Origin of the sequence: Limibacillus sp. MBR-115 (genome assembly GCF_040549425.1) — a bacterium.
Lineage (GTDB): Bacteria > Pseudomonadota > Alphaproteobacteria > Kiloniellales > CECT-8803 > Limibacillus > Limibacillus halophilus.
In genome coordinates this window covers 104017-127147 of the sequence record NZ_JBEPTJ010000007.1, presented here as the reverse complement: position 1 = coordinate 127147, position 23131 = coordinate 104017, and the positions used below count along the sequence as shown (strand labels likewise).

At 60.4% G+C, this 23131-nt stretch carries 22 protein-coding genes and 1 tRNA gene; 16 read left to right on the top strand and 7 right to left on the bottom strand.

Annotated elements, in window-relative coordinates; translation table 11 throughout:
- From atpD to ABIE63_RS14330, 3 genes are all read left to right on the top strand, one after another.
- Positions 1 to 1425: a F0F1 ATP synthase subunit beta gene (gene atpD / locus ABIE63_RS14340; RefSeq protein ID WP_183417248.1), complete on the top strand. Its 1425-nt coding sequence runs from the start codon at positions 1 to 3 to the stop codon at positions 1423 to 1425.
- A gap of 59 nt (positions 1426 to 1484) precedes the next feature.
- Positions 1485 to 1889, top strand: coding sequence for a F0F1 ATP synthase subunit epsilon (locus ABIE63_RS14335; RefSeq protein WP_183417247.1), 405 nt, complete (start codon positions 1485 to 1487; stop codon positions 1887 to 1889).
- 196 nt (positions 1890 to 2085) lie between these two features.
- Complete coding sequence (locus tag ABIE63_RS14330; RefSeq protein ID WP_354505214.1) at positions 2086 to 2928, top strand: ferritin-like domain-containing protein; 843 nt, start codon at positions 2086 to 2088, stop codon at positions 2926 to 2928.
- Positions 2929 to 2934: 6 nt separating this feature from the next.
- Here the strand turns inward: ABIE63_RS14330 and ABIE63_RS14325 are convergent, their stop codons facing one another.
- Positions 2935 to 3828 carry a LysR substrate-binding domain-containing protein gene (locus tag ABIE63_RS14325; protein ID WP_354505212.1) on the bottom strand — a complete coding sequence of 298 codons (894 nt, stop codon included), beginning with the start codon at positions 3826 to 3828 and terminating at the stop codon, positions 2935 to 2937.
- A gap of 150 nt (positions 3829 to 3978) precedes the next feature.
- Here ABIE63_RS14325 and ABIE63_RS14320 point away from each other — a divergent pair, with 150 nt between their 5' ends.
- The gene (locus tag ABIE63_RS14320; RefSeq protein WP_354505210.1) at positions 3979 to 4887 is read left to right on the top strand and encodes an EamA family transporter; all 909 of its coding nucleotides are present in this window, start codon (positions 3979 to 3981) and stop codon (positions 4885 to 4887) included.
- Positions 4884 to 5525, top strand: a complete 642-nt coding sequence (locus ABIE63_RS14315; RefSeq protein WP_354505208.1) for an NAD(P)H-binding protein — start codon at positions 4884 to 4886, stop codon at positions 5523 to 5525. The genes ABIE63_RS14320 and ABIE63_RS14315 overlap by 4 nt, the downstream gene beginning before the upstream one ends.
- A gap of 67 nt (positions 5526 to 5592) precedes the next feature.
- Here the strand turns inward: ABIE63_RS14315 and ABIE63_RS14310 are convergent, their stop codons facing one another.
- Positions 5593 to 6276: a hypothetical protein gene (locus tag ABIE63_RS14310; RefSeq protein WP_221205905.1), complete on the bottom strand. Its 684-nt coding sequence runs from the start codon at positions 6274 to 6276 to the stop codon at positions 5593 to 5595.
- 218 nt (positions 6277 to 6494) lie between these two features.
- Between ABIE63_RS14310 and ABIE63_RS14305 the strand changes: the two genes are divergently transcribed.
- On the top strand, positions 6495 to 7496 hold the full coding sequence (locus ABIE63_RS14305; protein ID WP_354505206.1) for a LysR family transcriptional regulator: 1002 nt from the start codon (positions 6495 to 6497) through the stop codon (positions 7494 to 7496).
- 71 nt (positions 7497 to 7567) lie between these two features.
- Here the strand turns inward: ABIE63_RS14305 and ABIE63_RS14300 are convergent, their stop codons facing one another.
- On the bottom strand, positions 7568 to 7708 hold the full coding sequence (locus ABIE63_RS14300) for an HIT domain-containing protein (RefSeq protein ID WP_354505335.1): 141 nt from the start codon (positions 7706 to 7708) through the stop codon (positions 7568 to 7570).
- Positions 7709 to 7845: 137 nt separating this feature from the next.
- Between ABIE63_RS14300 and ABIE63_RS14295 the strand changes: the two genes are divergently transcribed.
- From ABIE63_RS14295 to ABIE63_RS14285, 3 genes are all read left to right on the top strand, one after another.
- Positions 7846 to 8490 (top strand): HIT domain-containing protein, encoded by a 645-nt coding sequence (locus tag ABIE63_RS14295; protein WP_354505204.1) that lies wholly within the window; start codon positions 7846 to 7848, stop codon positions 8488 to 8490.
- The gene (locus tag ABIE63_RS14290; RefSeq protein ID WP_354505202.1) at positions 8483 to 9049 is read left to right on the top strand and encodes a hypothetical protein; all 567 of its coding nucleotides are present in this window, start codon (positions 8483 to 8485) and stop codon (positions 9047 to 9049) included. Before ABIE63_RS14295 ends, ABIE63_RS14290 begins: the two co-directional genes overlap by 8 nt.
- 326 nt (positions 9050 to 9375) lie before the next feature.
- Positions 9376 to 11454, top strand: a complete 2079-nt coding sequence (locus ABIE63_RS14285) for a nucleoside triphosphate pyrophosphohydrolase (protein ID WP_354505200.1) — start codon at positions 9376 to 9378, stop codon at positions 11452 to 11454.
- A gap of 191 nt (positions 11455 to 11645) precedes the next feature.
- Here ABIE63_RS14285 and ABIE63_RS14280 read toward each other — a convergent pair.
- The 4 genes from ABIE63_RS14280 to ABIE63_RS14265 all read right to left on the bottom strand — a co-directional run bounded on the left by ABIE63_RS14280 (position 11646) and on the right by ABIE63_RS14265 (position 14700).
- A tRNA-Arg gene (locus tag ABIE63_RS14280) sits at positions 11646 to 11722 on the bottom strand.
- 44 nt (positions 11723 to 11766) lie between these two features.
- On the bottom strand, positions 11767 to 12681 hold the full coding sequence (locus ABIE63_RS14275) for a DMT family transporter (RefSeq protein ID WP_354505198.1): 915 nt from the start codon (positions 12679 to 12681) through the stop codon (positions 11767 to 11769).
- On the bottom strand, positions 12678 to 13730 hold the full coding sequence (locus tag ABIE63_RS14270) for a lysophospholipase (RefSeq protein WP_354505196.1): 1053 nt from the start codon (positions 13728 to 13730) through the stop codon (positions 12678 to 12680). Before ABIE63_RS14270 ends, ABIE63_RS14275 begins: the two co-directional genes overlap by 4 nt.
- Positions 13711 to 14700 carry an ABC transporter ATP-binding protein gene (locus tag ABIE63_RS14265; protein WP_354505194.1) on the bottom strand — a complete coding sequence of 330 codons (990 nt, stop codon included), beginning with the start codon at positions 14698 to 14700 and terminating at the stop codon, positions 13711 to 13713. The genes ABIE63_RS14270 and ABIE63_RS14265 overlap by 20 nt, the downstream gene beginning before the upstream one ends.
- A 120-nt stretch (positions 14701 to 14820) precedes the next feature.
- Between ABIE63_RS14265 and ABIE63_RS14260 the strand changes: the two genes are divergently transcribed.
- From ABIE63_RS14260 to ABIE63_RS14230, 7 genes are all read left to right on the top strand, one after another.
- The gene (locus ABIE63_RS14260) at positions 14821 to 15012 is read left to right on the top strand and encodes a zinc-finger domain-containing protein (RefSeq protein ID WP_354505192.1); all 192 of its coding nucleotides are present in this window, start codon (positions 14821 to 14823) and stop codon (positions 15010 to 15012) included.
- 46 nt (positions 15013 to 15058) lie between these two features.
- Positions 15059 to 17896 carry a DNA polymerase I gene (polA, locus tag ABIE63_RS14255; RefSeq protein WP_354505190.1) on the top strand — a complete coding sequence of 946 codons (2838 nt, stop codon included), beginning with the start codon at positions 15059 to 15061 and terminating at the stop codon, positions 17894 to 17896.
- A 15-nt stretch (positions 17897 to 17911) separates the two neighbouring features.
- Complete coding sequence (locus ABIE63_RS14250; protein WP_354505188.1) at positions 17912 to 18517, top strand: DsbA family protein; 606 nt, start codon at positions 17912 to 17914, stop codon at positions 18515 to 18517.
- Between the two features lie 319 nt (positions 18518 to 18836).
- Positions 18837 to 20162, top strand: coding sequence for a sn-glycerol-3-phosphate ABC transporter substrate-binding protein UgpB (ugpB, locus tag ABIE63_RS14245; RefSeq protein WP_354505186.1), 1326 nt, complete (start codon positions 18837 to 18839; stop codon positions 20160 to 20162).
- A gap of 99 nt (positions 20163 to 20261) precedes the next feature.
- On the top strand, positions 20262 to 21143 hold the full coding sequence (gene ugpA / locus ABIE63_RS14240) for a sn-glycerol-3-phosphate ABC transporter permease UgpA (RefSeq protein ID WP_354505184.1): 882 nt from the start codon (positions 20262 to 20264) through the stop codon (positions 21141 to 21143).
- Positions 21144 to 21156: 13 nt separating this feature from the next.
- Positions 21157 to 22008 carry a sn-glycerol-3-phosphate ABC transporter permease UgpE gene (gene ugpE / locus ABIE63_RS14235; RefSeq protein WP_354505183.1) on the top strand — a complete coding sequence of 284 codons (852 nt, stop codon included), beginning with the start codon at positions 21157 to 21159 and terminating at the stop codon, positions 22006 to 22008.
- 9 nt (positions 22009 to 22017) lie between these two features.
- Complete coding sequence (locus ABIE63_RS14230) at positions 22018 to 23112, top strand: sn-glycerol-3-phosphate import ATP-binding protein UgpC (RefSeq protein ID WP_354505181.1); 1095 nt, start codon at positions 22018 to 22020, stop codon at positions 23110 to 23112.
- Positions 23113 to 23131 lie beyond the last annotated feature (19 nt).

Here is a 23131-nt window from a genome sequence, read left to right as displayed (position 1 = left end):
ATGGCGAAAAAACTGGTTGGCAAGGTCACGCAGGTCATGGGTCCCGTGGTCGACGTTCAGTTCGCGGGCGATTTGCCGGCAATCATGAACGCGCTCGAGACCACCAACGATGGCAAGCGTCTGGTCTTGGAAGTGGCGGCCCACCTGGGTGGAGGTGCAGTGCGTACCATCGCCATGGACGCGACTGAGGGTCTGGTCCGTGGCTTGGAGGTCACCGATACCGGTGCGCCGATCACGGTGCCGGTCGGTCCGGAGACGCTTGGACGCATCATCAACGTGATCGGCGAGCCGATCGATCAGCGTGGTGAGTTGAAGACCAAGCAGACCTCGGCAATTCACCGTGAAGCGCCGAAGTTCGAGGATCAGTCCACCGAAGCCGAGATGCTGGTGACGGGAATTAAGGTCATCGACCTGCTGGAGCCTTATGTGCGTGGCGGTAAGATTGGCCTGTTCGGCGGCGCCGGCGTGGGCAAGACCGTTCTCATCATGGAATTGATCAACAACATCGCAAAGGCGCACGGCGGTTATTCCGTGTTCGCCGGTGTGGGCGAGCGTACTCGTGAAGGTAACGACCTTTACCACGAGATGATCGAATCCGGCGTTATCAAGCTGGACGAGGAAGGCTCCAAGGCCGCCTTGGTTTACGGTCAGATGAACGAGCCGCCGGGAGCGCGTGCGCGCGTCGGTCTGACGGGTCTCACTCTGGCCGAATACTTCCGCGACGAAGAAGGCCAGGACGTGTTGTTCTTCGTGGATAACATCTTCCGCTTCACGCAGGCGGGTTCCGAGGTTTCGGCACTGCTTGGCCGTATCCCCTCAGCCGTGGGGTATCAGCCCACGCTGGCTGGTGAGATGGGCAACCTGCAGGAGCGCATCACCTCCACGAAGAAGGGCTCGATCACCTCGGTGCAGGCCATTTACGTGCCTGCTGACGACTTGACCGACCCGGCGCCGGCGACCTCCTTTGCTCACTTGGATGCAACGACGGTGTTGTCGCGGTCGATTGCCGAGTTGGGCATCTATCCCGCCGTGGATCCGCTGGATTCGACCAGCCGCATTCTCGACCCGCGCATCATCGGCGAGGAGCACTACAACGTCGCGCGCGAAGTGCAGCGGATTCTGCAGCAGTACAAGGCCTTGCAGGACATCATCGCCATTCTCGGCATGGACGAGCTTTCCGAGGAGGACAAGCTGACCGTGGCGCGGGCGCGTAAGATCCAGCGCTTCTTGTCTCAGCCCTTCCATGTGGCTGAAATCTTTACCGGAACCCCGGGCGTGCTGGTGTCGCTGGAAGATTCGATCAAGGGCTTCAAGGGCATCGTCAACGGTGACTACGATCACCTGCCCGAAGCGGCCTTCTACATGGTCGGCACCATCGAGGAAGCGCAGGAGAAGGCCAAGAAACTGGCGCAGGAAGCCGCTTAAGGCGGTTTCCTTCCAGGAACTTGGTATTGGAACGGGTCTGATAGGGAAAGATGGGCGTCATGGCCGAACAGGTTGAATTCGAGCTGGTTTCTCCGGAACGGCTGCTCATTTCAGAAGCGGTCGACATGGTCGTCGTCCCCGGCGGAGACGGTAACTTCGGCGTGCTGCCACGGCACTCGCCGTTGGTGTCGACGGTGCGTCCGGGTGTCATCGACATCTATCAGAAGGGCCAGATCGAGAAGCGTATCTTCGTTGCCGGCGGCTTTGCCGAGGTAACGCCGGAGCGTTGTACGGTGCTGGCCGAAGAGGCGGTGGCGGTCGAGGAAATCGACCGCGCGGCCACTCAGCAGGCCCTTAAGGACGCGCAAGAGGACCTGGAGGACGCGAAGGATCAGGCAGCCCGCGATCATGCAGCGCTGCGTGTCAAGGTTTTGGAAGCCAAGGTCGCGGCCACCCAAAGCTAAAAGCCGGAATTATTTGTCACATCCTTGGCGGCGCAGAGCCTTGCTATGATGGTATAGTGAAAGAGCTGGCCGTTCCGGTTCGTGGAGTCACGCCACCGGAATTGGCGCGTCGATCAGGCAGGTAATGCCTTGAAGCTTTGTAAGCGAATCACAAAATAGGTCGGTAAACCCGATCAGCCTTGAAGCGGAGCAGACCATGGGCCACTGGACTTTGGACGATATTTCCTGGCAATCCTTCGATCCCTCGAAGGTGGATCCGGAAATTCTGAAGGTTGCCAAGGCGGCGGCGCTGGTCGAGTACAACGGCGCCGATTATGCCGATTACCTCTGCAACGTTTTCGCAGACGACGACGCGTTCCAGGAGGCCGCGCGCACCTGGGCCGAGGAAGAGGTTCAGCACGGCCAGGCACTGGGCCGTTGGGCGCAGTTGGCCGATCCCAGCTTCAACTTCGAAGCGGCGTTCAAGCGCTTCGTCGACGGCTATCGGATTCCTGTCGAATCGACTGAGTCCGTGCGCGGATCGCGGTCGGGTGAGTTGGTTGCGCGCTGCATCGTCGAGGTCGGCACCTCGTCCTACTATTCGGCGCTGGGGACAGCCTGCCAGGAGCCGGTTCTGCGTGACATCTGCAAGCGGATCGCGGCGGATGAACTGCGCCACTACAAGCTCTTCTACCTGCACCTGAAGCGCTATCTCGAACGAGAGGACATCGGCAAGGCCAAGCGCCTGATGATCGCCTTACAGCGGGCGGGCGAGTCCGAGGACGACGAGCTGGCCTACGCCTACTACGCGGCAAACATGGCGGAGAATCAGCCCTATGACCGCAAGAAGGCCAGCCGGGAATACATGCGCCGGGCATACAGCTATTACCGCCCGCAGCATCTGGAGCGGGCCGCCGCGATGATGTTCAAAGCCGCCGGCCTCGATCCCCAGAGCCGCATGGTCCGCCTCTGCTCGAAAGCGGTCTACAGCTTCATGCAGTTCCGCGCCAAGCGCATGGCCGCCGGCGCGGGCGTCCTGGAGACCGAGAAAGCCGCTTAGCAACGGTTACCGGACTGGCCGGAGCCTTTCCATAAGATATTCGATGAAGCAGCGTATCTTGGGCGCCAGGTAACGCCTTTGCGCGAAGAGGGCGTAGAGCGCCTGTTCCTCGGGCTGCCAATCCTCCAGCAATCTGACAAGCCGCCCGTCCTCCAGTTCCGTGCCGATGACGAAAGCGGGTAGCAGGGCAATGCCCGCGCCTGCCAGTGCCGCCTCGCGCAGGGCGATGCTGTTGTTGACGCTGTAGGGCCCTTTGATGGCGATGCTCATGCTTTGCTCGGGTCCAATCAGGCGCCAGTTGCGGGGCGAGCTGGACAGGCTATAGACGAGGCAGGCATGGGCCTGCAGGTCCTGGGGCACAGCAGGCACACCTCTGGCGGCAAGATAGCGCGGTGACGCGCACAGCACGCGGCCCACCGGGATGATGCGCTGTGCGACCAGGCTCGAGTCCGCGAAGGTGCCGCCGCCGCGAATGGCGATGTCGTACCCCTCCTCAACCAGGTTGACCGCGCGGTCGTTCATGTCGAGATCGACCTCGATCTCGGGGTAGCGTTCAAGGAAACCGGCGATGATCGGCGCCAGGTGCAGCAGGCCGAAGGACATGGGTGCGCTGACCCGCAGCAACCCCTTGGGCACCCGGGATTGCTGGGCCGCCTCAAGATCGGCCTCTTCAATCTCCGCCAGGATGCGCAGACAGCGCTGGTAATAGGCCAGACCGGCCTCGGTCGTCCGCATGCGCCTTGTCGTGCGTTCGAGTAACCGCACGCCAAGGTGTGCCTCCAGCCCGGCAACGTTCTTGCTGACGGCCGCTTTGGACAGCCCCAGGTCGCGGGCGGCGCCGACGAAGCTCTCCAACTCCACCACCCGCCGGAAGACCCGCATAGCCGTGACGTGATCCATGATTGTTCACCAATAGTATATAAAGAAACCACAGTTTACCTACTTATTATAAAACAATCAGCTTGTTATCTCTTTGACATCGAAAAGGAGCATCTCCCTTTGACCCATCACCCGGCGTTTTAGCGCCGCAGCGAGGGAAAAACCGGTGTCATGAATAGAAATCTTGATCTAATGCTGACGGCCCTGGCGCCGGCGATCTGGGGCAGCAGCTATCTCGTCACCACTCAGTTCCTGCCCGATGGCTATCCGGTGACGGTGGCATTTCTGCGCGCGCTCCCCGCCGGATTGCTTCTGCTTCTGGTGGTTCGGCGTTTGCCGAGCGGGTGGTGGTGGCTGCGCGTGGCGATCCTGGGGGCATTGAACTTTTCAATTTTCTGGGCCCTGCTTTTCGTCGCCGCCTACCGCCTGCCGGGCGGGGTTGCCGCAACCGTCGGCGCGATCCAGCCGCTGGTTGTGGTCTTTCTGGCGCGCGGCCTGCTGGGATCGCCCATCCGCGGGCTCTCGGTATTGGCGGCGCTGTTCGGTCTGGGCGGGGTTGCGCTTTTGCTGCTGACGCCGCAAGCCGCGCTCGATCCCCTGGGTGTCGCGGCGGGGCTCGGCGGCGCTGTTTCAATGGCGGCGGGTACCGTCCTCAGCCGCAAGTGGCAGCCGCCTGTCGGTCTCCTGACCTTCACGGCCTGGCAGTTGACGGCGGGGGGATTCATTCTGCTGCCGCTGGCATTTCTACTGGAACCGGCCCTCCCGCCGCTCACCGATCGCAATGTTATGGGGCTGGCCTATCTGGGCCTGATCGGCGCCGCCTTCACCTATGCCCTCTGGTTCAGGGGCATCGCCCGGCTGGAACCTGCGGCCGTCTCGGCCCTGGGTTTCCTCAGCCCGACCACGGCCGTCGTGCTTGGCTGGCTGATTTTGGGCGAGGCGCTGACGCCTTTGCAGGGCGCTGGAATCCTCATCGTTCTGGCAAGCGTCTGGCTCAGCCAGCAGGCCGGACGTCTGCGCGTGGCGTTCCCCATCGCCAGGTGTAATCCCGGAAACAAACCTTTGGAGATTGAAACATGAAAATCGCAATCCTTGGCGCCGCCGGTGATGTTGGTGGAAGAATGGTATCGGAAGCCCTGGCACGCGGTCACACGGTTACCGGTGTCGCACGCAGCGAGGCTCAACTCGCAAAACTGGCCGACGGTGTGCTGGGTAAAAAAGCAGATGTCTGGGATAGCGAGGCCTTGGGCGAGACGCTCGCCGGGCAGGACGTTGTGGTCTCGGCCTTGCGTCCGCGCGAGGGCTTCGAGGAAGACCTCGGCCCGCTGACCGTCTCGGCGATGAGCGCGGCCAAGGAGGCGGGCATCCGTGCCTTGATCGTCGGCGGGGCGGCAAGTCTGCGGCTGCCGGACGGCAGCGGACATACCGTTTTGAGCGCGCCCGGATTTCTACCGCCCGCGGTCGAGCCGATCGCCAGGGCCTGCAACGCCCAGTATTTTCTCTGGATGGACCGGATGGGCCCTGACGATTCCTATCTTTGCCCACCGGCGATGCTGACCCCGGGCAAGCGCAGCGGCAGCTACCGGCTGGGTTCGGATTTTCTGCTGGCCGATGCTGGCGGCGAATCCTGCATATCGATGGAGGATTTCGCCGTTGCCATGATCGACGAGGCCGAAAATGCGCGGCACAAGGGGCGGCGCTTCACGGTTGCTTACTAGTCCAAAAAGCAAGGGGCGGAGCCGCCAAGTCGCGCTCCGCCCCTCTTTTACTTTGCTCAGACCCCAATCAGCCGCCGCTGCTGGCCTTCTGGTGCATGCCGTGGCCCTGATGATGCTCACAGGTCACAGCCGGGTTGAGCGGCGTGAAGACGCCATTCGGGTTCTCGCGGTAGATCCACACATGGCGGTCGTAGTGCGGCTCGAAGAAGTGGGCTTCATCCACCTCGGTGGCCGGGTCGTCCACCATCTTGTCGTAGGCGACGCCGTGGAAGCTGGGAATACTCTCCATTCCGCTCTGCTTCATGCCCTTCATGAAGACAAGGTTCTCCACCGCCACCAGTTCAAGCGAGCCGTCGGCCTGCGGCTCATAGATCAGGACCGAAGGATTGAGAAAGTCCATGTGGGTGCCGGTCCCGTCGACCCGGGAATCCGGCCCGCTGTCGAGACCCAGCAGGTCCGGGCGGAAGAAGTGGATGCCCATGGCGCCGGCTTCCGCTGGCTCACCCAGCATCTCGGCGGTCTCGCAGATGTCGCCGGGATCGCGGATGTAGCCTTCGGAAAGCGCCACGTTCACGTCCTGGAAGCGCTCGTTCGCGATGCGCACTTCCTCCAGGGTCGGCTCACCGGGACCGGGGCCGGCCAGGACGCCGCCCGCCGTCAGGCCGGAAAGGCCGACGGCAAGGGCCGCCAAGGCAAAAAGTTTCAAGAAGCCCGTGGTGCGCCACGCGCCACGTGGGTAACGTTCGTTCATGATCTTATCCTCTTTCGTGAATGCCGTAGGGGGCTCTTGTTCCCCTGATTGGAAACCGATCGAAGAGGCGTGGTTCGCTTGTATCTCCCTTGAGGAGGGCTTGCAGTTCTCGGCCCGCCTGTCTCCCGCCGCGATCGATGGCGGATAAATAGAGGCTGACCCCTTTCGCCTCCATCAGCTTTTCTAGCGTTTTAAGATGCAAAAATGCATAATACCGCATGATCGATTGGAACGACCCAGGCTTTTTCCTCGCCGTCGCGCGGGCCGGAAGCACGGCAGGCGCAGCACGTTCCCTCGGCGTCAATCAATCCACTGTCGTCCGGCGTATCGCAGCGTTGGAGAAGGAGCTGGCCCTTCGCCTCTTCTACAAGAAGCGGGACGGCTATCGCCTGACCCCCGAAGGCGAGGCCCTGCTGCCCGAGGCCGAGGCCGTCGAGGCGTCGGTGCAGGCGCTGGTTCGCCGCTCGGCGGCGCTGGAAAGCGACTTTACCGGATCCCTGCGTGTGACCACGGCCGAGGGCATGGCCATGGGCCTTGTGCCGCAGCTTCTCTACGCTTTCCACCGGGCGCACAAGGGTATCCAGGTCAACCTCTTGATCGAGGACCGTTACAGCGATCTGAGCGACGGCCATGCGGAGATCGCCCTGCGCGCCGGGCCGCCCGGCAACGGCTCCCTGATCGGCCGCAAGCTGTCGGACCAGTGCTGGGCCGTCTACGGCAGCCAGGGCTATGTGGAGACCTACGGCGCGCCTGCGACGCCCGAGGCCCTCAACGGCCACCGCCTGATCGGCTTCGAAGGGCCGATCGAGCACATCACACCGGCCCGCTGGCTGCGCGAGGTCGCCCCCGACTGCCAGATCGTCAGCCGCAGCAACAGCATCCTGGGCCTGCTGTTTTCCGCCCAGTCGGGTTTCGGCCTGGCGCTGCTGCCCTGTCAGATCGGCGACCCGGAACCGAGTCTGGTTCGCGTCATCGATCCGCAGCCGGGCCTGACCGCCGGGTTCTGGATGCTGACCCATCCGGACCTGCACAAGCAGCCCAAGGTTCGCATCTTCTTCGACTTCATGGCCAAGGAGATCGTCAAGTACCGGCCGCTGCTGCTGGGCCAGACCCGTCCGGCGCGCGAGACGGCTGCGCCGGAATTGACGCCGCCGCTCTCGGCTATCGAGGCCAACCCCTGCGAACCCGCCGACAACCCGGACCCCGACCAGCACGTTTAATCAGCACGCCTGAGCGTCGGCCTCTAGGTGAGGGGACCGATCTTCTCCCGGACCGCCGCCAGCGCCGTGATCTAGTTGATGACCGCCAGCGGCGCATGGTTGAAGGTATCATGGTGGGCCTTGGGGATGATCAGCGCTTGCCCCTCGCGGATCGGGTTGCGGTCCAGGAACACCAGCAACCGCGCCGTCTCCGCCAGCACCACCGGCTCGATCTCCCTCCGCCCGATCTCAAATATGCCGTGCCTGATGCCTGCTCAATCCACCCCTTATCGGATTTCAACCCGCGCCCGTCGATCGCCTTTCCATCCTTTCGAGATGTGGTATATTACCCCAGAGGAACCTTAAAATAATGACAGCGATGGCACCGAACGAAACACATTCTGAAGCAGCTAACAAGTTTCATTGGCTCTTCCTCCCTGGGCAGAGAAAAGAAACTCCGCTTTACGATACGAAGGTAGATGAGAGTCAACACTTTGTTGTCCTGCCAACGAAGGGTTCGATTGTTGCTGGATGGGTTCTCGTTGTACCGAAATTTCCGGTGCCGCGCATGGCTGACGTTCCCCGCGACATGCTTGATGAATTGCATGAGCTAGTGAAGCGTGTGTGTAAAAAAATCGATTCTCAGTTTGGAAGATCGTACGCATTTGAACACGGCGGACTAAAAGGCTCAACCGTCTCGTGTGGCGTTGATCAGGCGCACCTTCATATTGCTCCGTTAGACTTTGACCTCATCACAGCGGCTCAAGAAAAATCACCGGGCGGATGGACGCACGAAGCAAGTCAACTGCCTAGAGAAAGCTTCGTGAATACCGAGTACTGGTTCGCGTCTTCTGGTGACAACGCAGTATGCAAGTCAATCGACAAGCCATGCTCGCAGTTTTTTAGAAGAATTATAGCAGAGAATGTCGGGTTAGCAGATTCATGGGATTATAAAGCAAACGATTTTATCGAGAATGTATATACGACAGTAAGGGCCATGAGTGTGAATGGCTGACGAAGATGAAGAGCTTCCGGACTATGATGACGGACGCCCCACGGGAGAATGGAAAACACGCTACGTGTTTAGAGCATGGCTCCAGATTAGCGGTGAGTTCCTCCTGTTATTCTTATATCTCGCAGTCGCAAATTACTTCCTGATTGAGGCCATTACAGAAAAGCCAGCAGAGATAGCTCGTGACGGCTTCATTTACAGCACGTTGTTTGGCGTTTACGTTTCCGAAGAAAACGCCAGATGGATAGCTTTGGTCCTTGCAGGCTTCGTCGGCGGCACAGTCTTCGATCTGAAGTGGATGTATCACTCGGTAGCGAAGGGCATCTGGAATGTCGATAGATGCCTCTGGCGCATCATAGTGCCGTTCAACTCAGCCATGGTGTCACTATTTACCGGATTCCTTTTTAAATCGGGCGTTGTCCCATTCCTCAAAAACGAGAGCTTCGATAACTACTATGTTCTTTTGGGGCTTGGATTCGTCTTCGGATATTTCTCTGATAACATTCTCGCCGCGCTTCAGAATCTTGCAAAGAAGGCATTTGGCACGCTGGACGATAGTTGACGATGCTAGCTCATGCGACACCGCCGCCCGAAAGGAACTTTAAGTCCCACGAGAAGATCACCAAGCAGTATGGAGTAAAGGCCGCTGGATTGGCGTTCCTGCCACAAGCTTGGCGGCTAGAATTTGTGGCCCTTTCGGTCGATGTTCATAAACACTGGAAAGCCGGAGGAGACCTAAGAGGTCATACCGAGATAGACAGCCTACGGTTATGGCTTAAAGAACGCGCGTTCGAGCAAGTAATTCTCAGATCTAGCGGAAGCTCTGAAACACTCCAAGACAGAGGTAAATTCCGGTCACGCGTTTTAAATTGCGGTTGGACGTTTAGCATGTTGCTTTCCAACCTGCGTAAGCTCTATGAAGACGCGCAAACGGCGGACCGCAAGGCCGATCTAGGCATCGTTGTTCATCAATACATTAAAGCCGACTACGTGGGACATCTTTCGAATGAGCATCGCGTGAGCCCGACGATCAATCAGTGGGCTTATGAACTGGAGTTGCCCCAATGGGTTCCATCGAAGGGAATCAATTCGAAATTTACAACCTCTCCTGACCCATCTGCCCCCTTACGGTGCGGCAGCCAGGTTCCACATCAGCCGCTTAGATCACTGGGCCATTTCCTTGCAGAGCAGTTCTCTGAACGATGCCATCTTGAATGGCTTGTTCACGAGGGAACTTTGTACCTAATGCAAATAGACTTCGAGTGGCCTCAGCTCGACCGAGGTCTTGACCCTAAAAGGGACTTCAAACTAAGTGCTCCCGCTGATTTAAACTTGGAAGGGGCCTTGGAAATCAGGCCATACCAGATTGGCACGAGCACTAAATGGCCCAAACTACAAAACCTATCGGACTTTGATTTCGAAGATCAAGACGTGCTGTCGCCTCGGATTTACCCGCTCGAACCCAATCGTATCGCTTCCGCGGTTAGCGACGAGGCTGCTTACAAAAAACTCTCCCTAGAAATGAAGGCACTCACAGGTGATCGCCTAGTTGTCAGGACGGACTGCATAAAGGAAAGTGCCAGTAGGTTTAATCTTCCCAGAACGGATACGATCAGCGTGGAAGATGCCATCAAGTGGTGCCACTCCATTTCTTCTGATTTCGTAAAGCAGGGAGTGAAAGAAGATGAGCTTATCTTCCTTTTTCACGCATTTCTCCCTGCGAGGGCGTCCGCTTGGGCATATGCGAGGCCAGGTAATCCTGTGGTGATTGTTGATGCCCTGTGGGGGTTGCCTGATGGTTTGCAGGTGCTACCAGTGGACACTTATGAAGTTAATGTCGCGCAGAAGAAAGTTATTGGCACTAAAACGACCTTCAAACATGCCTTCTTGATTGAAGTCGAGAACGGCAATTGGGACTATCGCAACATCAAGACACGATCTGGGCGCAAGCAGGTCTTAACAAGTGCGGATAAAATTGAGATCGCTATCCGCACTGCGAGAATTGCAGACAAGCTTCAGGAAGACGCCCAGATAATGTGGTTTTGCGGTATTCCGTCTGCTTATCAAGTTGGAAGAAATTTACCCTGGTTTAGATCACGCGAAGTTCTCGACCCATCACCACGACAGGAGATTAAATACAAGCCATATCGCGTCTCGAACTCGACGGATTTAAAGAGAGTGCCGTTGGAGAGGGTGACGCTACAGCTATCGCCGGAGGCGGATCTTATTCGAGATAATGAGTTCCTAGAGTCGGTAATCGAAGTAGCTAAGGCGCGATCCTTGCCCGTTCAATTAGAGGGTTCGATACTTGGGCATGCCTATTACAGACTCAATCAAGAGAATATACCCGTTATCCTCAGAAATGCGCCAAAATACTATCGAAAGCGCAATGCGCAAGTGTTCGGAAAGATCGTTAGGGACAAGATACCAGATAGCATCGCAAAAGGCGGCGAAAGCGTCAGGGAGGCAAAGCTAGCCAAGGATGATTTACAGATTGGCTTGGCTGGAAAGTTACTAGAAGAGCTAGATGAGTTTCTGAGAGCTAAGAACAAAGATGAGAGCGCTGCCGAACTCGCAGATATATTAGAAGTGATCAAGGGCCTTGCAAATTGCTGCGGTCACTCTTGGAGCAGGATTGAGCAGATTGCGAAAGAGAAGGAAACCAAGCGTGGGGGCTTTAATGAGGGAAAGGTACTAATTGAAACCGCTTTGCCGCATCGTGACAGCCCTATTGAGCGGGAACAACAAGTTCGGATCGCTGACTTAGGTCGGGTGGAGAGCAGGGAAAATTCTGTGGAGGTGCCGCCAAGTGCGCTTGTTTCAACTTCAAAGGGCCCTGGCGTTATCTTTTCATTTCAGGGAGATACAACAAGATACCGGGTCTCGATAAGAGACGGTAAGCTACTATTGACAAGGCTTGACCCTAAATTTGAGGGTACTTATGAGAAACAACAAGAACTGTTCTGAGCAGCGACTCTCTGGGTTTGGCCGAGTGAAGTTAATCAGCGTATAGCGTGGCTTTCATTTCAGACGATGAAGAGAAAGGTCCTCAGACTGGCAATTGCAGAGCCTATGCGCTATTGCCGAAATCAGGGTCTTCGAATGCCTAATTTGGCCCTCCCATTCAAGGCTTTAGGCGTAATCTGCAGTGGAAAAATTGGCGCGCCCGAGAGGATTCGAACCTCTGACCTCTTGCTCCGGAGGCAAGCGCTCTATCCAGCTGAGCTACGGGCGCGTCGCGGGGCGGACATTACTCGAAGCGGCGGGGCGGAACAAGCCTCAAAGCTCGTCCAGAAGGCGGGCTTTTCTTTTGCGCCGCAGGCGGGAAATACCGATGCCCGACAGGATCAGGGCGAGCGCGATCCAGGCCTCGACATGCAGCCGCTCGCCCAGGAAAACCCAGGCCCAAAATACCCCGAACAGCGGCACCAGATAGGATACCTGGCTCATGAAAACGGCACCGGTGTCGCGGATCAACTGGAAGCGCAGCAGGTGGGCAAAGCCCGAGGAGACGAGGCCCAGGAACAGCACCGCCGCGATGGCGGCGATACCGGGCCGCGAGGCCAGCGGCGCCTCGAAGATGAAGGCCGCCGGAAGCAGGTAGACCGCGCCCATCAACAGCGTTGCGGAGGCACCGCTGGCGGCGGGCAGATGGCTGATCTTGCGGGTCATGACGCCCGAGGCTGCATAGCTGGCCGCCGCGCCAACGATGGCCAACTGCCCGAAGAAGGAAGCGGTGAGGCCGGTCAAGGCCTCGCCACCCACCAGGATCATGACGCCCAGCAGCCCCAGGATCATGCCCGCGACCTTGTATCCGGTGATGCGGTCGTCGTGGGTCAGGACGTGGTTGGCGAAGAGGGCGACGAAGGGACCCGCGCCCATCAGGATCGAGGCCAGCCCCGCGCCGATGAACTGTTGCCCCCAGGCGATCAGCAGGAAGGGCAGGGAGGTATTGACCGCGCCAATGACGGCGATCCAACCCCAGTCGCGGCGGCGGTGCGGCAGTTTCGTGCCGGTCGCGGCCAGCAGTATCAACAGGACCACCACGCCCAGCAGGGTGCGGCTGACCGCCAGGGTGATGGGGGCAAAGCCCTCCAGCCCCAATTTGATGCAGAGGAAGGCCGCGCCCCAGATGGCTCCCAGCGTCAAGAGTTTGGCGAAGTCGAACGCGGTCGCCTGCCGAATGGCGTTCACGAGGCCCCCTTGCCGCGCTCTCGTGCGCTGTTATCAGTGACGGAAGGCAGCGGCTGATCGGGGTCGGCGATCCAGGCGGCGATATCGGCGTAAACCCGCGCGGCCTGCAGGTCGCGCAGCAGCCAGTGCCAGCCGTCGGGGTAATCAAGGCGGCGTTGGCGTCCGGAAGCTTCGGCGGGGAGGTTGGTCCAGAAGCGGTCCAGCGAGTCGGCCGGGATGACCTGATCCTTATCACCGTAAAGCAGCAGCGTGCGCGCCGTCAGCTCGGGCGCGGCCAGCAGCGCTTCGTCCATCAGATCGACAAGCCCGCCCACGGCGTCGATCCGGGTCTTCTTGATGACCAGCGGGTCGGCGGAAAAGGCCTGGAGCAGGGGGATGTTGTCGGTCGCTTGAATCTTGAGGTCGCTGCCGGTCGCCGTCATGCCGGGGACCAGACGCCGGGCAACCCAGAGGGAGACGCGGGGGACCAGACCCATCTCGTCATAACCCCAGACGGCGGGGGCGGACAGGATGATACCCGCGACCTGCGGCGCGCCGGGGCGCGTTGTGGCGGCGATCACGACCGCGCCTCCCATACTCTCCCCAAGCAGATAGAGCGGCAGGCCAGGATGGCGCGCGGCCAAAAGCGCCGTGGCATTGCGCAGATCGGCGGCCAGACGGTCGGTCCCCGGCCACAGACCGCGATGAGGGGCTGCGCCAAAGCCGCGCTGATCGTAGGCATAGACCGCGATTCCCGCCGCCGCCAGGGCCGTGCCGGGCAGGGCGAAGGCTTCTGCATAGTCGTTCATGCCATGCAGCGCCAGAACGACGGCTTGCGGCTCGCCGACCGGCAGCCAGGCGCGCCAGGGCAGAAGCAGGCCGTCATCGGCGCGGAAAGTGCCCTCGCTCGGCGTGGCGGCCGTCAAAAGTTCGGGGGGTGGCCCTTCGCCTGCGTTGTAAGGCCCCGGCGGTGCGAACTGCGTCGTGCAGCCCGCCAGTGCAAGGGCCAGCAGCAGTGTCATCAGTAAGAAGCGAAAGGCGCTTGCGTGATCAGCCTTGAGCGCCCGCATGCGCGCCCCGCGTGAGCTGCAGGAAGATATCCTCCAGGTCGGTTTCCTCGGTCGTAACATCGACCGGTGTCAGCCCGGCGCTGCCCGCAGCCGAGAGAATTCGCGGCAGCGGACTTTCGCTGGCCCGGTACTGAAAGCGCAGCGCATGGTCGCCGACCTTCTCGACGCTGAACTCCGCAAAAGGCTTGGGCACCGCCTCGAAGCTTTCGGCGAAGGTGATGGTCAGGGTCTTGTTGTCCAGCTTGCGCAGCAGGGCCTGCGTGGTGTCGCAGGCTATAACCTCGCCATGGTTGATGATGGCGATGCGGTCGCAAAGCTCCTCGGCTTCTTCCAGGTAGTGAGTCGTCAGCAGGATCGTGACGCCGCGCCGATTAAGTTCCTTCACCTGCGCCCAAAGCTGCTGGCGCAGCTCGATATCGACGCCGGCGGTCGGCTCGTCCAGCACCAGTACGGGCGGGTTGTGAACCATCGCCTTGGCGACCATCAAGCGCCTGCGCATGCCGCCGGAAAGGGTCCGGGCATAGGCCTTGGCCTTATCAGACAGACCCAGCATCGCGAGGATCTCCAGGGTCCGGCGCTCGCGCGGCGGAACGCCATAGAGACCGGCCTGCAACTCCAGCAGCTCGAAGGGCGTGAAGAAGGGGTCGATGTTAAGCTCCTGCGGCACCACGCCAATGGCGGCGCGCGCCTGCCGTGTTTGGCGGTCGATGTCGCAGTCCCAGATGCGGGCGGTGCCGCCGGATTTGTTGACCAGTCCGGCCAGGATGTTGATGAAGGTCGACTTGCCCGCGCCGTTGGGTCCGAGCAGCCCAAAGAGGCTGCCGCGCGGAATCGTCAGGTCCACGGCCTTCAAGGCATGCTTGGCGCCTTGCTTGCCGGCGGCGGCGTATGTCTTGTCGAGGCCAACGGCCTCAACCGCGAAGTCCGGCAAGTGCGGATTTTTGTCGGCCGCGCCGACGGCGCTTGTCATCTGTTCGTCCTTTGGCATGATGGCAATGACTTAGGCCTTTCGTCCGCCCACGACAAGCGATTGATTGTTAGGCGTGACCAGTTATAGTCCCAGCCGAGTTTTCGGTTGAGTGAGGAAGCGATGGCAAATCAGATCGAGCCGCCCGAGGTTATCGAGGTACAACGCGTGCAAGTCGCCTGTGACGGCGGCGATGATGCGATGGGTCATCCCAGGGTTTACCTGAACATGGGCGACAAGGGATTCGTGGAGTGTCCCTACTGCGATCGCCGCTTCGTGCTGAAGGAAGGGGCTGACGCCTCGGCTGGCCACTGACCGGCACTCGACTTGGGAGGCAGGCTTCAGGCATGCTGCTGACATCATGAGCGCCGATTCCTCCACACCGATCAAACACCTCTATCTCGTCGATGGTTATGGGTATCTCTTCCGGGCTTTCTTCGCCATGCCCTCGATCACCCGCAAGGACGGTACGCCGACCGGGGCCGCCTATGGCTTCTGCAACATGCTGGTCAAGCTGCTGCGCGAGAGCGACGCCGATGCCATGCTGGTCACCTTCGACGCCTCGGGGCCGACGTTCCGCAACGAGATCTACCCGGAATACAAGGCCAACCGCGACGAGACGCCGGAAGACCTGATTCCGCAGTTTCCGATGGTGCGCGAGGCGGCGGCGGCTTTTGGCCTGCAAAGCCTGGAGCTGACCGGCTACGAGGCCGACGACATCATCGCCACCGTCGCCCGTCAGGCGGTCGAGCGGGGTATCGAGGTCACGGTCGTTTCCTCCGACAAGGACCTGATGCAGCTCGTCCGGCCCGGTGTCTCCATGCTCGATCCGATGAAGAACCGTCCGATCGGTCCCGACGAGGTTTTGGAGAAGTTCGGCGTCTCACCGGACAAGGTGGTGGACGTGCAGTCCCTGGCCGGAGACTCCACCGACAACGTGCCGGGCGTGCCGGGCATCGGCATCAAGACCGCCGCACAGTTGATCGGCGAGTACGGATCGCTGGAGGCGTTGCTGGAGCGCGCCGCCGAGATCAAGCAACCCAAGCGCCGCGAGAACTTGATCGCCTTTGCCGAGCAGGCGCGCATCAGCCGCCGTCTGGTGGAGCTGACCGACGCCGCGCCGGTCGAAGTCGAATGGGGTCGCCTGGCCCTGCATGAACCGGACCCGGAAACCTTGCGGGCCTTCCTGGACAAGTACGAGTTCCGCAGTCTGAAGGCCCGGCTTGCCGAGCAGTTGGAGGCGGGTGATCTGGTGCCGGACGAACGCGAGCCCGCCAAGGCAGGCGCCGTCGAGGCGTCCCGTGAGGATGGCGCCGTACCGTCGCCTGAAAGCAGCGGGCCCAGTTACGAACTTGTTTGCGACCTGGAGAGCCTGGATCGCTGGGTTGCGGAGGCGCGGGAAGCTGGGTTGGTGGCGGTTGATACCGAGACGACCGGCCTCGATCCCATGCGCGACCTGATGGTCGGCATCAGTCTCGCGATTCGGCCGGGCCGGGCCTGCTACATCCCCTTGCGGCACGGACTTCTGGAGCATGAAAGCGACCAACTGCAATTGGGTGAGGAGACGCAGCAGGCTGCACCCAAGCAGATCGCGGTCGCCGATGCCATCGCACGGTTGAAACCCCTGCTGGAGGCGCCTTCGGTGCTGAAGGTCGGGCAGAACATCAAGTTCGACATGCTGGTTTTCGCCCGCGAGGGTGTCTGGCTGCATCCCATCGATGACACGATGCTGCTGTCCTATGTGCTGGAGGGCGGTGCCCATGGGCACGGGATGGACGAGTTGGCGAACCTGCACCTGGGCCATACCACGATCAAATTCGACGAGGTCACCAAGCAAGGCCGCCAACGGATTACCTTCGATCAGGTGCCGCTGGACAAGGCGCTGGACTATGCCGCCGAGGACGCGGAGGTCACGCTGCGCCTGCATCAGGCGCTCAAGCCGCGGCTGCGCGTCGAGCGTCTGGCGACGGTCTATGAAACCCTGGATCGCCCGCTGGTGCCGGTCCTGGCGGAGATGGAACGCAGCGGCATCAAGGTAGACCGCGATATTCTGCGCCGTTTCTCCAATGACTTCGCGCAGCGGATCGAAGCGCTCGAAGAGCAAATCTATATCCTGGCCGGAAAGCGTTTCACCATCGGCTCGCCCAAGCAGCTTGGGGAAATCCTGTTCGACGAGATGGGGTTGGAGACCGGACGCAAGACCAAGGGCGGCGCGCCGGGTACCGGGGCCGAGATTCTTCAGGGTCTGGCCAACCAGGGGCATGACCTTCCCGCCCGGGTGCTGGATTGGCGGCAGCTGTCGAAACTGAAATCCACCTACACGGACGCGCTGCAGAATCAGATTCACCCGGAAACCGGCCGCGTCCACACGACTTTCAGTCAGGCGGTGGCCTCGACCGGGCGGTTGTCGTCGAACGACCCCAATCTGCAGAACATCCCGATCCGCACCGAAGAGGGGCGAAAGATCCGCACCGCCTTCATCGCGGAGACGGGCTGCAAGCTGCTGTCGGTCGACTACAGCCAGATCGAATTGCGCCTGACCGCCCATATTGCCGAGGTCGAGAGCCTGCGGCAGGCCTTCGCCGAAGGACAGGATATTCACGCCATCACCGCCAGCCAGGTCTTTGGCGTTCCCCTGGCAGAAATGACACCGGAGGTCCGCCGTCAGGCCAAGGCCATCAACTTCGGCATCATCTACGGCATCTCGCCCTTCGGGCTGGCGCAGAACCTCGGGATCGCGCAAGCCGATGCCAAGGCTTATATCGAGGCCTACTTCGAGCGCTACCCAGGCATTCGCGATTATATGGAGAGCACCAAGGCCCTGGCTCGCGAACAGGGTTATGTCACCACTCTTTTTGGGCGGCGCATCCATGTGCCGGGCATCAAGGACGGCAATCCGGCGCGCCGTAATTTTTCCGAACGGGCCGCCATCAACGCGCCGATCCAGGGAACCGCAGCCGACATCATCAAGCGCGCCATGATCCGCTTGCCTGACGCCTTGAAGGAGGCGGGGTTGGGCGCGCGCATGCTGCTGCAGGTGCATGACGAACTGTTGTTCGAAGTGGCCGAGGCGGAGATGGAAGAAACCGCAGCCCTGGTTAAACAGGTGATGGAACAGGCGCCCCAACCGGCGGTCACGCTCGACGTTCCTTTGGTAGCCGATGTAGGGATCGGCGACGACTGGGCCGCAGCGCACTGACAACAAGGAACAGCCATGACGGCAAAGACCATCGAATACTTCTATTCCGTGGCCTCGGGATACAGCTACCTGGGTGCGGGCCGGTTTTACGACCTTGCCGCGCGTTCGGGCAGACAGGTGATTCATCGCCCGGTTTATCTGCGTATCGTGTTGGAGCGGACAGGGGCGACCCAGTTCCAGGATCGCCATCCGGCACGCATCCGGCAGATGGTCGAAGACTTGGGGACGACCGGGGCCTACCACGGCATCCCCATCAATTCCGACCCCTCGCACCATTACGACAATATCGAGGTGGCGGCGGGCATGGCGGCAACCTTGATCCTGCAGGGCCGTGACCCGGCCATGCTGTCATTTTTGATGCAGCAAGCCCTGTGGCGCGACGACCGCAGTTTGGCCGATACGACCGTTCTGGACGACTTGGCGTCCCAAGCGGAGCTCGACGGTCCGGCGCTCAGGGCCGAGGCAAGGGGCGAGGCCGCGCAGGACCTCTTGCAGAAGAACTCCCTGGAGGCCGCCGAACGCGGCGTCATCGGCGCGCCAACTTATATCGTCGAGGGCCGCGCCCTCTTCGGTCAGGACCGCTTGCATCATCTGGAAGCCATCCTGGCAGAGAGACTCTAAGATAGGCTTGCTCGGCTGCTTGATGACATGACGATTTGCGGAAAATCGACTGCCGAGGCCACAAGACTGTCATGGTAGCCGTGCTAAGCAACCGGGTGTCTCGGAGCGAGTGCCGCCATTGGGCGATTGTGAGGGCGTAGGGTGCATCTGATAGCTGGACAGTTGATTGCCTTGTGTGGTCACATCCAAAACGATCGTGACAGTATTGTTACGGCAAAAAGTCACCGCACCCGCAGCCGCCTCTCCTCGTCGGGATCCCCCGGGGCCCTCGCGGTACAGAGTGACGTATTGGGAAACGCCGAATAGAAGGAGGCAAAGGATGTCTTTCAAGAAACGACTGATGACGGGTGCGCTTGCAACCCTGATGTCGGCCGCCGGTCTGGCCGGGGCCGCGAATGCCGCAACGGAGATTCAGTGGTGGCATGCTTTTACGGGCCGTCTGGGTGATCTGCTGGCCAAGCAGGTTGAGGACTACAATGCCTCGCAGTCGGACTACGTGGTCGTCGCCACTAACAAGGGCAACTATTCGGAAACCCTAAACGCCGGCATAGCCGCGTTCCGCGCAGGCGAGCAGCCGCATATCCTGCAGGTGGTAGAGGTTGGGACGGCGACGATGATGTCCGCGAAAGGCGCCATCAAGCCGGTTTACGAGGTGATGGCCGAATCCGGTCTGCCCTTCGATCCCGATGTTTATCTGCCTGCGGTCGCGGGTTACTACACCACCACCGACGGTCAGATGCTGTCGCTTCCTTACAACAGCTCAACGCCGGTCCTCTACATCAACAAGGACGCCTTGAAGACCGCAGGGTTGGACCCTGAAACCAAACCCAAGACCTGGGTCGAAGTCGAGACCGTCCTGACGGCCCTGAAGGCCGCGGGCAGCGCCTGTCCCTTGACCACGGCCTGGCAGAGCTGGGTGCATCTGGAAAACCTCAGCGCCTATCACAACGTGCCGTTTGCGACAAAGGACAACGGTTTTGCCGGTGTTGACACGGAATTGGCCTTCAACAGCCCCCTACAGGTCAAGCACATCGATACCTTGGGCCGCTGGGCCAAGGACGGACTGTTCATCTATAGCGGTCGCCGGAACGAGGGCGGCGCACGCTTCCGTTCGGGCGAATGCGCGCTCTTCACCGAGTCTTCGGCGGGTTATGCCGGCGTGAAGGCCGAGGCGCAATTCCCCTTCGCGGTCGTGAATCTGCCCTATTGGGACGATGTGGCGGGCGCACCGCAGAACACCATCATCGGCGGCGCGTCGCTTTGGGTAATGGCCGGACATGAGGGCGAGGAGTACAAGGGCGTTGCTGATTTCTTCAACTTCCTTTCCTCCGCGGAAGTTCAGGCGGATTGGCATCAGAATACAGGCTATCTGCCGATTACCACGGCGGCCTACGACCTGACCAAGTCTCAGGGCTTCTACGAGACCAACCCCGGTACCGACATCGCCATCCTGCAGATGACCGGTAAGGCGCCGACCGGCAACTCGAAGGGCCTGCGTCTGGGCAGCTTTGACCAGATTCGCGGCATTATCGACGAGGAGCTGGAAGGTGTTTGGTCCGGCAGCAAGTCGGCCCAAGAAGCCCTCGACGCCGCCGTCGAGCGCGGCAATCAGCTTCTGCGCCGCTTCGAGCAGGCCAACCGCTAACGGACAGGCGGGCATAACGGCGCGGGATAGCCACTCCGGTTTATCTCGCGCCGTCGCCTTTTCCTGTTCCACTGGTCACGGGCTGGGGACGCAATAACCGTGCAAAAGCGAGTCATTTTTCAGAACAAGGGGCTGCCTTACCTGCTGCTCTTGCCCCAACTCGTCATAACGGCGCTGTTTTTTCTCTGGCCGGCCGGACAAGCGATTTACCAGTCAGCCTTCATCCCGGACCCCTTCGGCTTGAAATCCCAGTTTGTCGGTCTGGGGAACTTCGAGTTTCTGCTGGGCGACCGCTACTATCTGGAATCCTTTCGCACGACGGCGGTTTTCAGCCTGCTGGTCGCGGCCGTCTCCATGGGGTTGGCGCTGCTGATGGCCGTCCTGGCGGACCGTGTGATCAAAGCCGCCATGGTTTACCGCACCCTTTTGATTTGGCCTTACGCCGTGGCACCGGCGATCGCGGGCGTCCTCTGGCTGTTCCTCTTCAATCCCTCCATCGGGTTCGTTGCATACTACCTCAAGCAGATGGGTTACGACTGGAACCACGTGCTCAACGGCGACGAGGCCATGGCCCTGGTGGTGGTGGCCGCTTCCTGGAAGCAGATCAGCTACAACTTTCTATTTTTCCTGGCGGGCTTGCAGGCCATACCGCGCAGCCTGCTGGAAGCCGCCGCGATTGACGGCGCGGGTGCCTGGCGGCGCTTCTGGACCATCGTCTTTCCGCTGCTGTCGCCGACCACTTTCTTCCTGCTCGTGGTTAACTTGGTGTACGCCTTCTTCGACACCTTCGGCATCATCCATACGGTGACGGCGGGCGGGCCGGAGCGCAGCACGATGATCCTCGTTTACAAGGTTTTCGCGGACGGTTTCGTCGGCCAGGACCTGGGGTCGTCGGCGGCCCAGTCGGTCATCCTGCTGTTGGTCGTGGGCCTTCTCACCGTCGTGCAGTTCCGCTTCATCGAGCGGCGCGTCCATTATTGAGGAGCGCGAGAACATGAACGGTGCGGGCATGGTGGAAAAACGGGGATGGGGACTTTGGCTGACCCACGGCCTGCTATTGCTTGGCGTTGCGCTGGTCTGCTTTCCGATCTACGTCACCCTGGTGGCCTCGACGGTCACGCAACAGGATATCGTTCAGCCGCCACTGCCTCTGATCCCCGGCAGCCATGCCATAGAGAACTACTCCAAGGCCTTATGGTCCGGTGTGAACACGCCGGTCTGGCGCATGCTGATGAACTCGACCGTCATGGCGCTTGGCATAACCGTCGGCAAGATCATCATTTCGCTGCTGTCGGCCTATGCCATCGTCTATTTCCGCTTTCCGGGGCGCAGCTTCTGTTTTTGGACGATTTTCCTGACGCTCATGCTGCCGGTCGAGGTGCGCATCGTGCCGACTTATGAGGTGGTCGCAGGCTTTGGACTTCTGAACAGTTATGCGGGGCTGACTCTACCCCTCATAGCCTCGGCGACCGCGACCTTCCTGTTCCGCCAGTTCTTCATGACGGTGCCCGATGAACTGGTCGAGGCCGCAAGGATCGACGGGGCAGGGCCCGTGCGTTTCTTCTTCGATGTGCTTTTGCCGCTTAGTCGTACAAACATTGCGGCACTCTTCGTGATCCTCTTCATCTACGGCTGGAACCAATATCTCTGGCCGCTGCTCGTCACGACCGACCCGGCCATGAACACCATCGTCATGGGCATCAAGCAAATGATCTCCTCGGGCGATGACTGGACCGAATGGCCGGTGGTGATGGCAACTGCGATCCTTGCCATGCTGCCGCCGGTAGCCGTGGTGGTTTTCATGCAACGGCTCTTCGTCAAGGGCCTTGTCGAGACGGAGAAATAAGAGGCGCCCATGGCAGAGATCAGTCTGCGAAACGTCCGCAAGAGCTATGGCTCCACCGAAGTCATCCATGGCATCGACATGGAAATTGCCGATGGCGAGCTGATCGTCATCGTCGGGCCTTCAGGCTGCGGCAAGTCCACACTGCTGCGCATGGTCGCTGGTCTGGAGCAGATCACTGGCGGAGAGATCGCCATCGGCGGACGGATCGTCAACGCCCTGGAGCCCAAGGACCGCGATATCGCCATGGTGTTCCAGAACTACGCGCTCTATCCACACATGACGGTCTTTGCCAACATGGCCTATGGCCTGAAGATCGCGGGTAAGTCGAAGGCCGATATCCAGGAGCGCGTCACCAAGGCGGCACGGCTGTTGAAGCTGGAGGAGTTGCTCGACCGCAGGCCACGTCAACTATCCGGGGGTCAGCGCCAGCGCGTTGCCATGGGCCGCGCCATTGTGCGCGATCCGTCAGCTTTCCTTTTCGACGAACCGCTTTCCAATCTGGACGCCAAGTTGCGGGTGCAGATGCGTCTGGAGATCAAGCAATTGCAGCGCCGCCTGGAAACCACGTCGCTCTATGTGACCCACGATCAGGTGGAAGCCATGACGCTGGCTGACCGCCTGATCGTCATGAACGCCGGTATCGCTGAGCAGATTGGCCGTCCTCTGGATATCTACGCGCGGCCCGAGAGCGTTTTTGTCGGCGGTTTCATCGGCTCGCCAGCCATGAATTTCCTGACCGCGCAGGTGACCGGCGACGGCCGTGGGTTGGCGTTGAGCGACGGGCCTCTACTGAACGTCCCTGAATTGGCCTTGGGCGATCACGCAGGACGTGCCGTTACCTTGGGGATCAGACCGGAAGATCTAGAGCCTGTCGGGGCGGGCACGGACGGAGCGTTCTCACTCGAGGTTGCCTTGATAGAGGAATTGGGAGCGGACAGTCTTGTCCATGGACTGCTTTCCGACGGCGGCCCGGAAGCAACCCTGACCGCCCGCTTGCCGGGTGGCCATCGGTTGACCGAGGGAGACAGCCTGACGGTCGCGCCGCGCCCACAGGCGCTGCACCTCTTCGACCATGACAGCGGCCGGCGTCTACCGAACCTCTAGCCTTTCCAGCAGCAACACT

Excerpts from the sequence above, each read along its gene's own strand:
- atpD (WP_183417248.1), top strand. The coding sequence starts at position 1 with ATGGCGAAAAAACTGGTTGGCAAGGTCACGCAGGTCATGGGTCCCGTG.
- ABIE63_RS14335 (WP_183417247.1), top strand. The coding sequence starts at position 1,485 with ATGGCCGAACAGGTTGAATTCGAGCTGGTTTCTCCGGAACGGCTGCTC.
- ABIE63_RS14330 (WP_354505214.1), top strand. The coding sequence starts at position 2,086 with ATGGGCCACTGGACTTTGGACGATATTTCCTGGCAATCCTTCGATCCC.
- ABIE63_RS14325 (WP_354505212.1), bottom strand. The coding sequence starts at position 3,828 with ATGGATCACGTCACGGCTATGCGGGTCTTCCGGCGGGTGGTGGAGTTG.
- ABIE63_RS14320 (WP_354505210.1), top strand. The coding sequence starts at position 3,979 with ATGAATAGAAATCTTGATCTAATGCTGACGGCCCTGGCGCCGGCGATC.
- ABIE63_RS14315 (WP_354505208.1), top strand. The coding sequence starts at position 4,884 with ATGAAAATCGCAATCCTTGGCGCCGCCGGTGATGTTGGTGGAAGAATG.
- ABIE63_RS14310 (WP_221205905.1), bottom strand. The coding sequence starts at position 6,276 with ATGAACGAACGTTACCCACGTGGCGCGTGGCGCACCACGGGCTTCTTG.
- ABIE63_RS14305 (WP_354505206.1), top strand. The coding sequence starts at position 6,495 with ATGATCGATTGGAACGACCCAGGCTTTTTCCTCGCCGTCGCGCGGGCC.
- ABIE63_RS14295 (WP_354505204.1), top strand. The coding sequence starts at position 7,846 with ATGACAGCGATGGCACCGAACGAAACACATTCTGAAGCAGCTAACAAG.
- ABIE63_RS14290 (WP_354505202.1), top strand. The coding sequence starts at position 8,483 with ATGGCTGACGAAGATGAAGAGCTTCCGGACTATGATGACGGACGCCCC.
- ABIE63_RS14285 (WP_354505200.1), top strand. The coding sequence starts at position 9,376 with ATGTTGCTTTCCAACCTGCGTAAGCTCTATGAAGACGCGCAAACGGCG.
- ABIE63_RS14270 (WP_354505196.1), bottom strand. The coding sequence starts at position 13,730 with ATGCGGGCGCTCAAGGCTGATCACGCAAGCGCCTTTCGCTTCTTACTG.
- ABIE63_RS14265 (WP_354505194.1), bottom strand. The coding sequence starts at position 14,700 with ATGACAAGCGCCGTCGGCGCGGCCGACAAAAATCCGCACTTGCCGGAC.
- ABIE63_RS14260 (WP_354505192.1), top strand. The coding sequence starts at position 14,821 with ATGGCAAATCAGATCGAGCCGCCCGAGGTTATCGAGGTACAACGCGTG.
- polA (WP_354505190.1), top strand. The coding sequence starts at position 15,059 with ATGAGCGCCGATTCCTCCACACCGATCAAACACCTCTATCTCGTCGAT.
- ABIE63_RS14250 (WP_354505188.1), top strand. The coding sequence starts at position 17,912 with ATGACGGCAAAGACCATCGAATACTTCTATTCCGTGGCCTCGGGATAC.
- ugpB (WP_354505186.1), top strand. The coding sequence starts at position 18,837 with ATGTCTTTCAAGAAACGACTGATGACGGGTGCGCTTGCAACCCTGATG.
- ugpE (WP_354505183.1), top strand. The coding sequence starts at position 21,157 with ATGAACGGTGCGGGCATGGTGGAAAAACGGGGATGGGGACTTTGGCTG.
- ABIE63_RS14230 (WP_354505181.1), top strand. The coding sequence starts at position 22,018 with ATGGCAGAGATCAGTCTGCGAAACGTCCGCAAGAGCTATGGCTCCACC.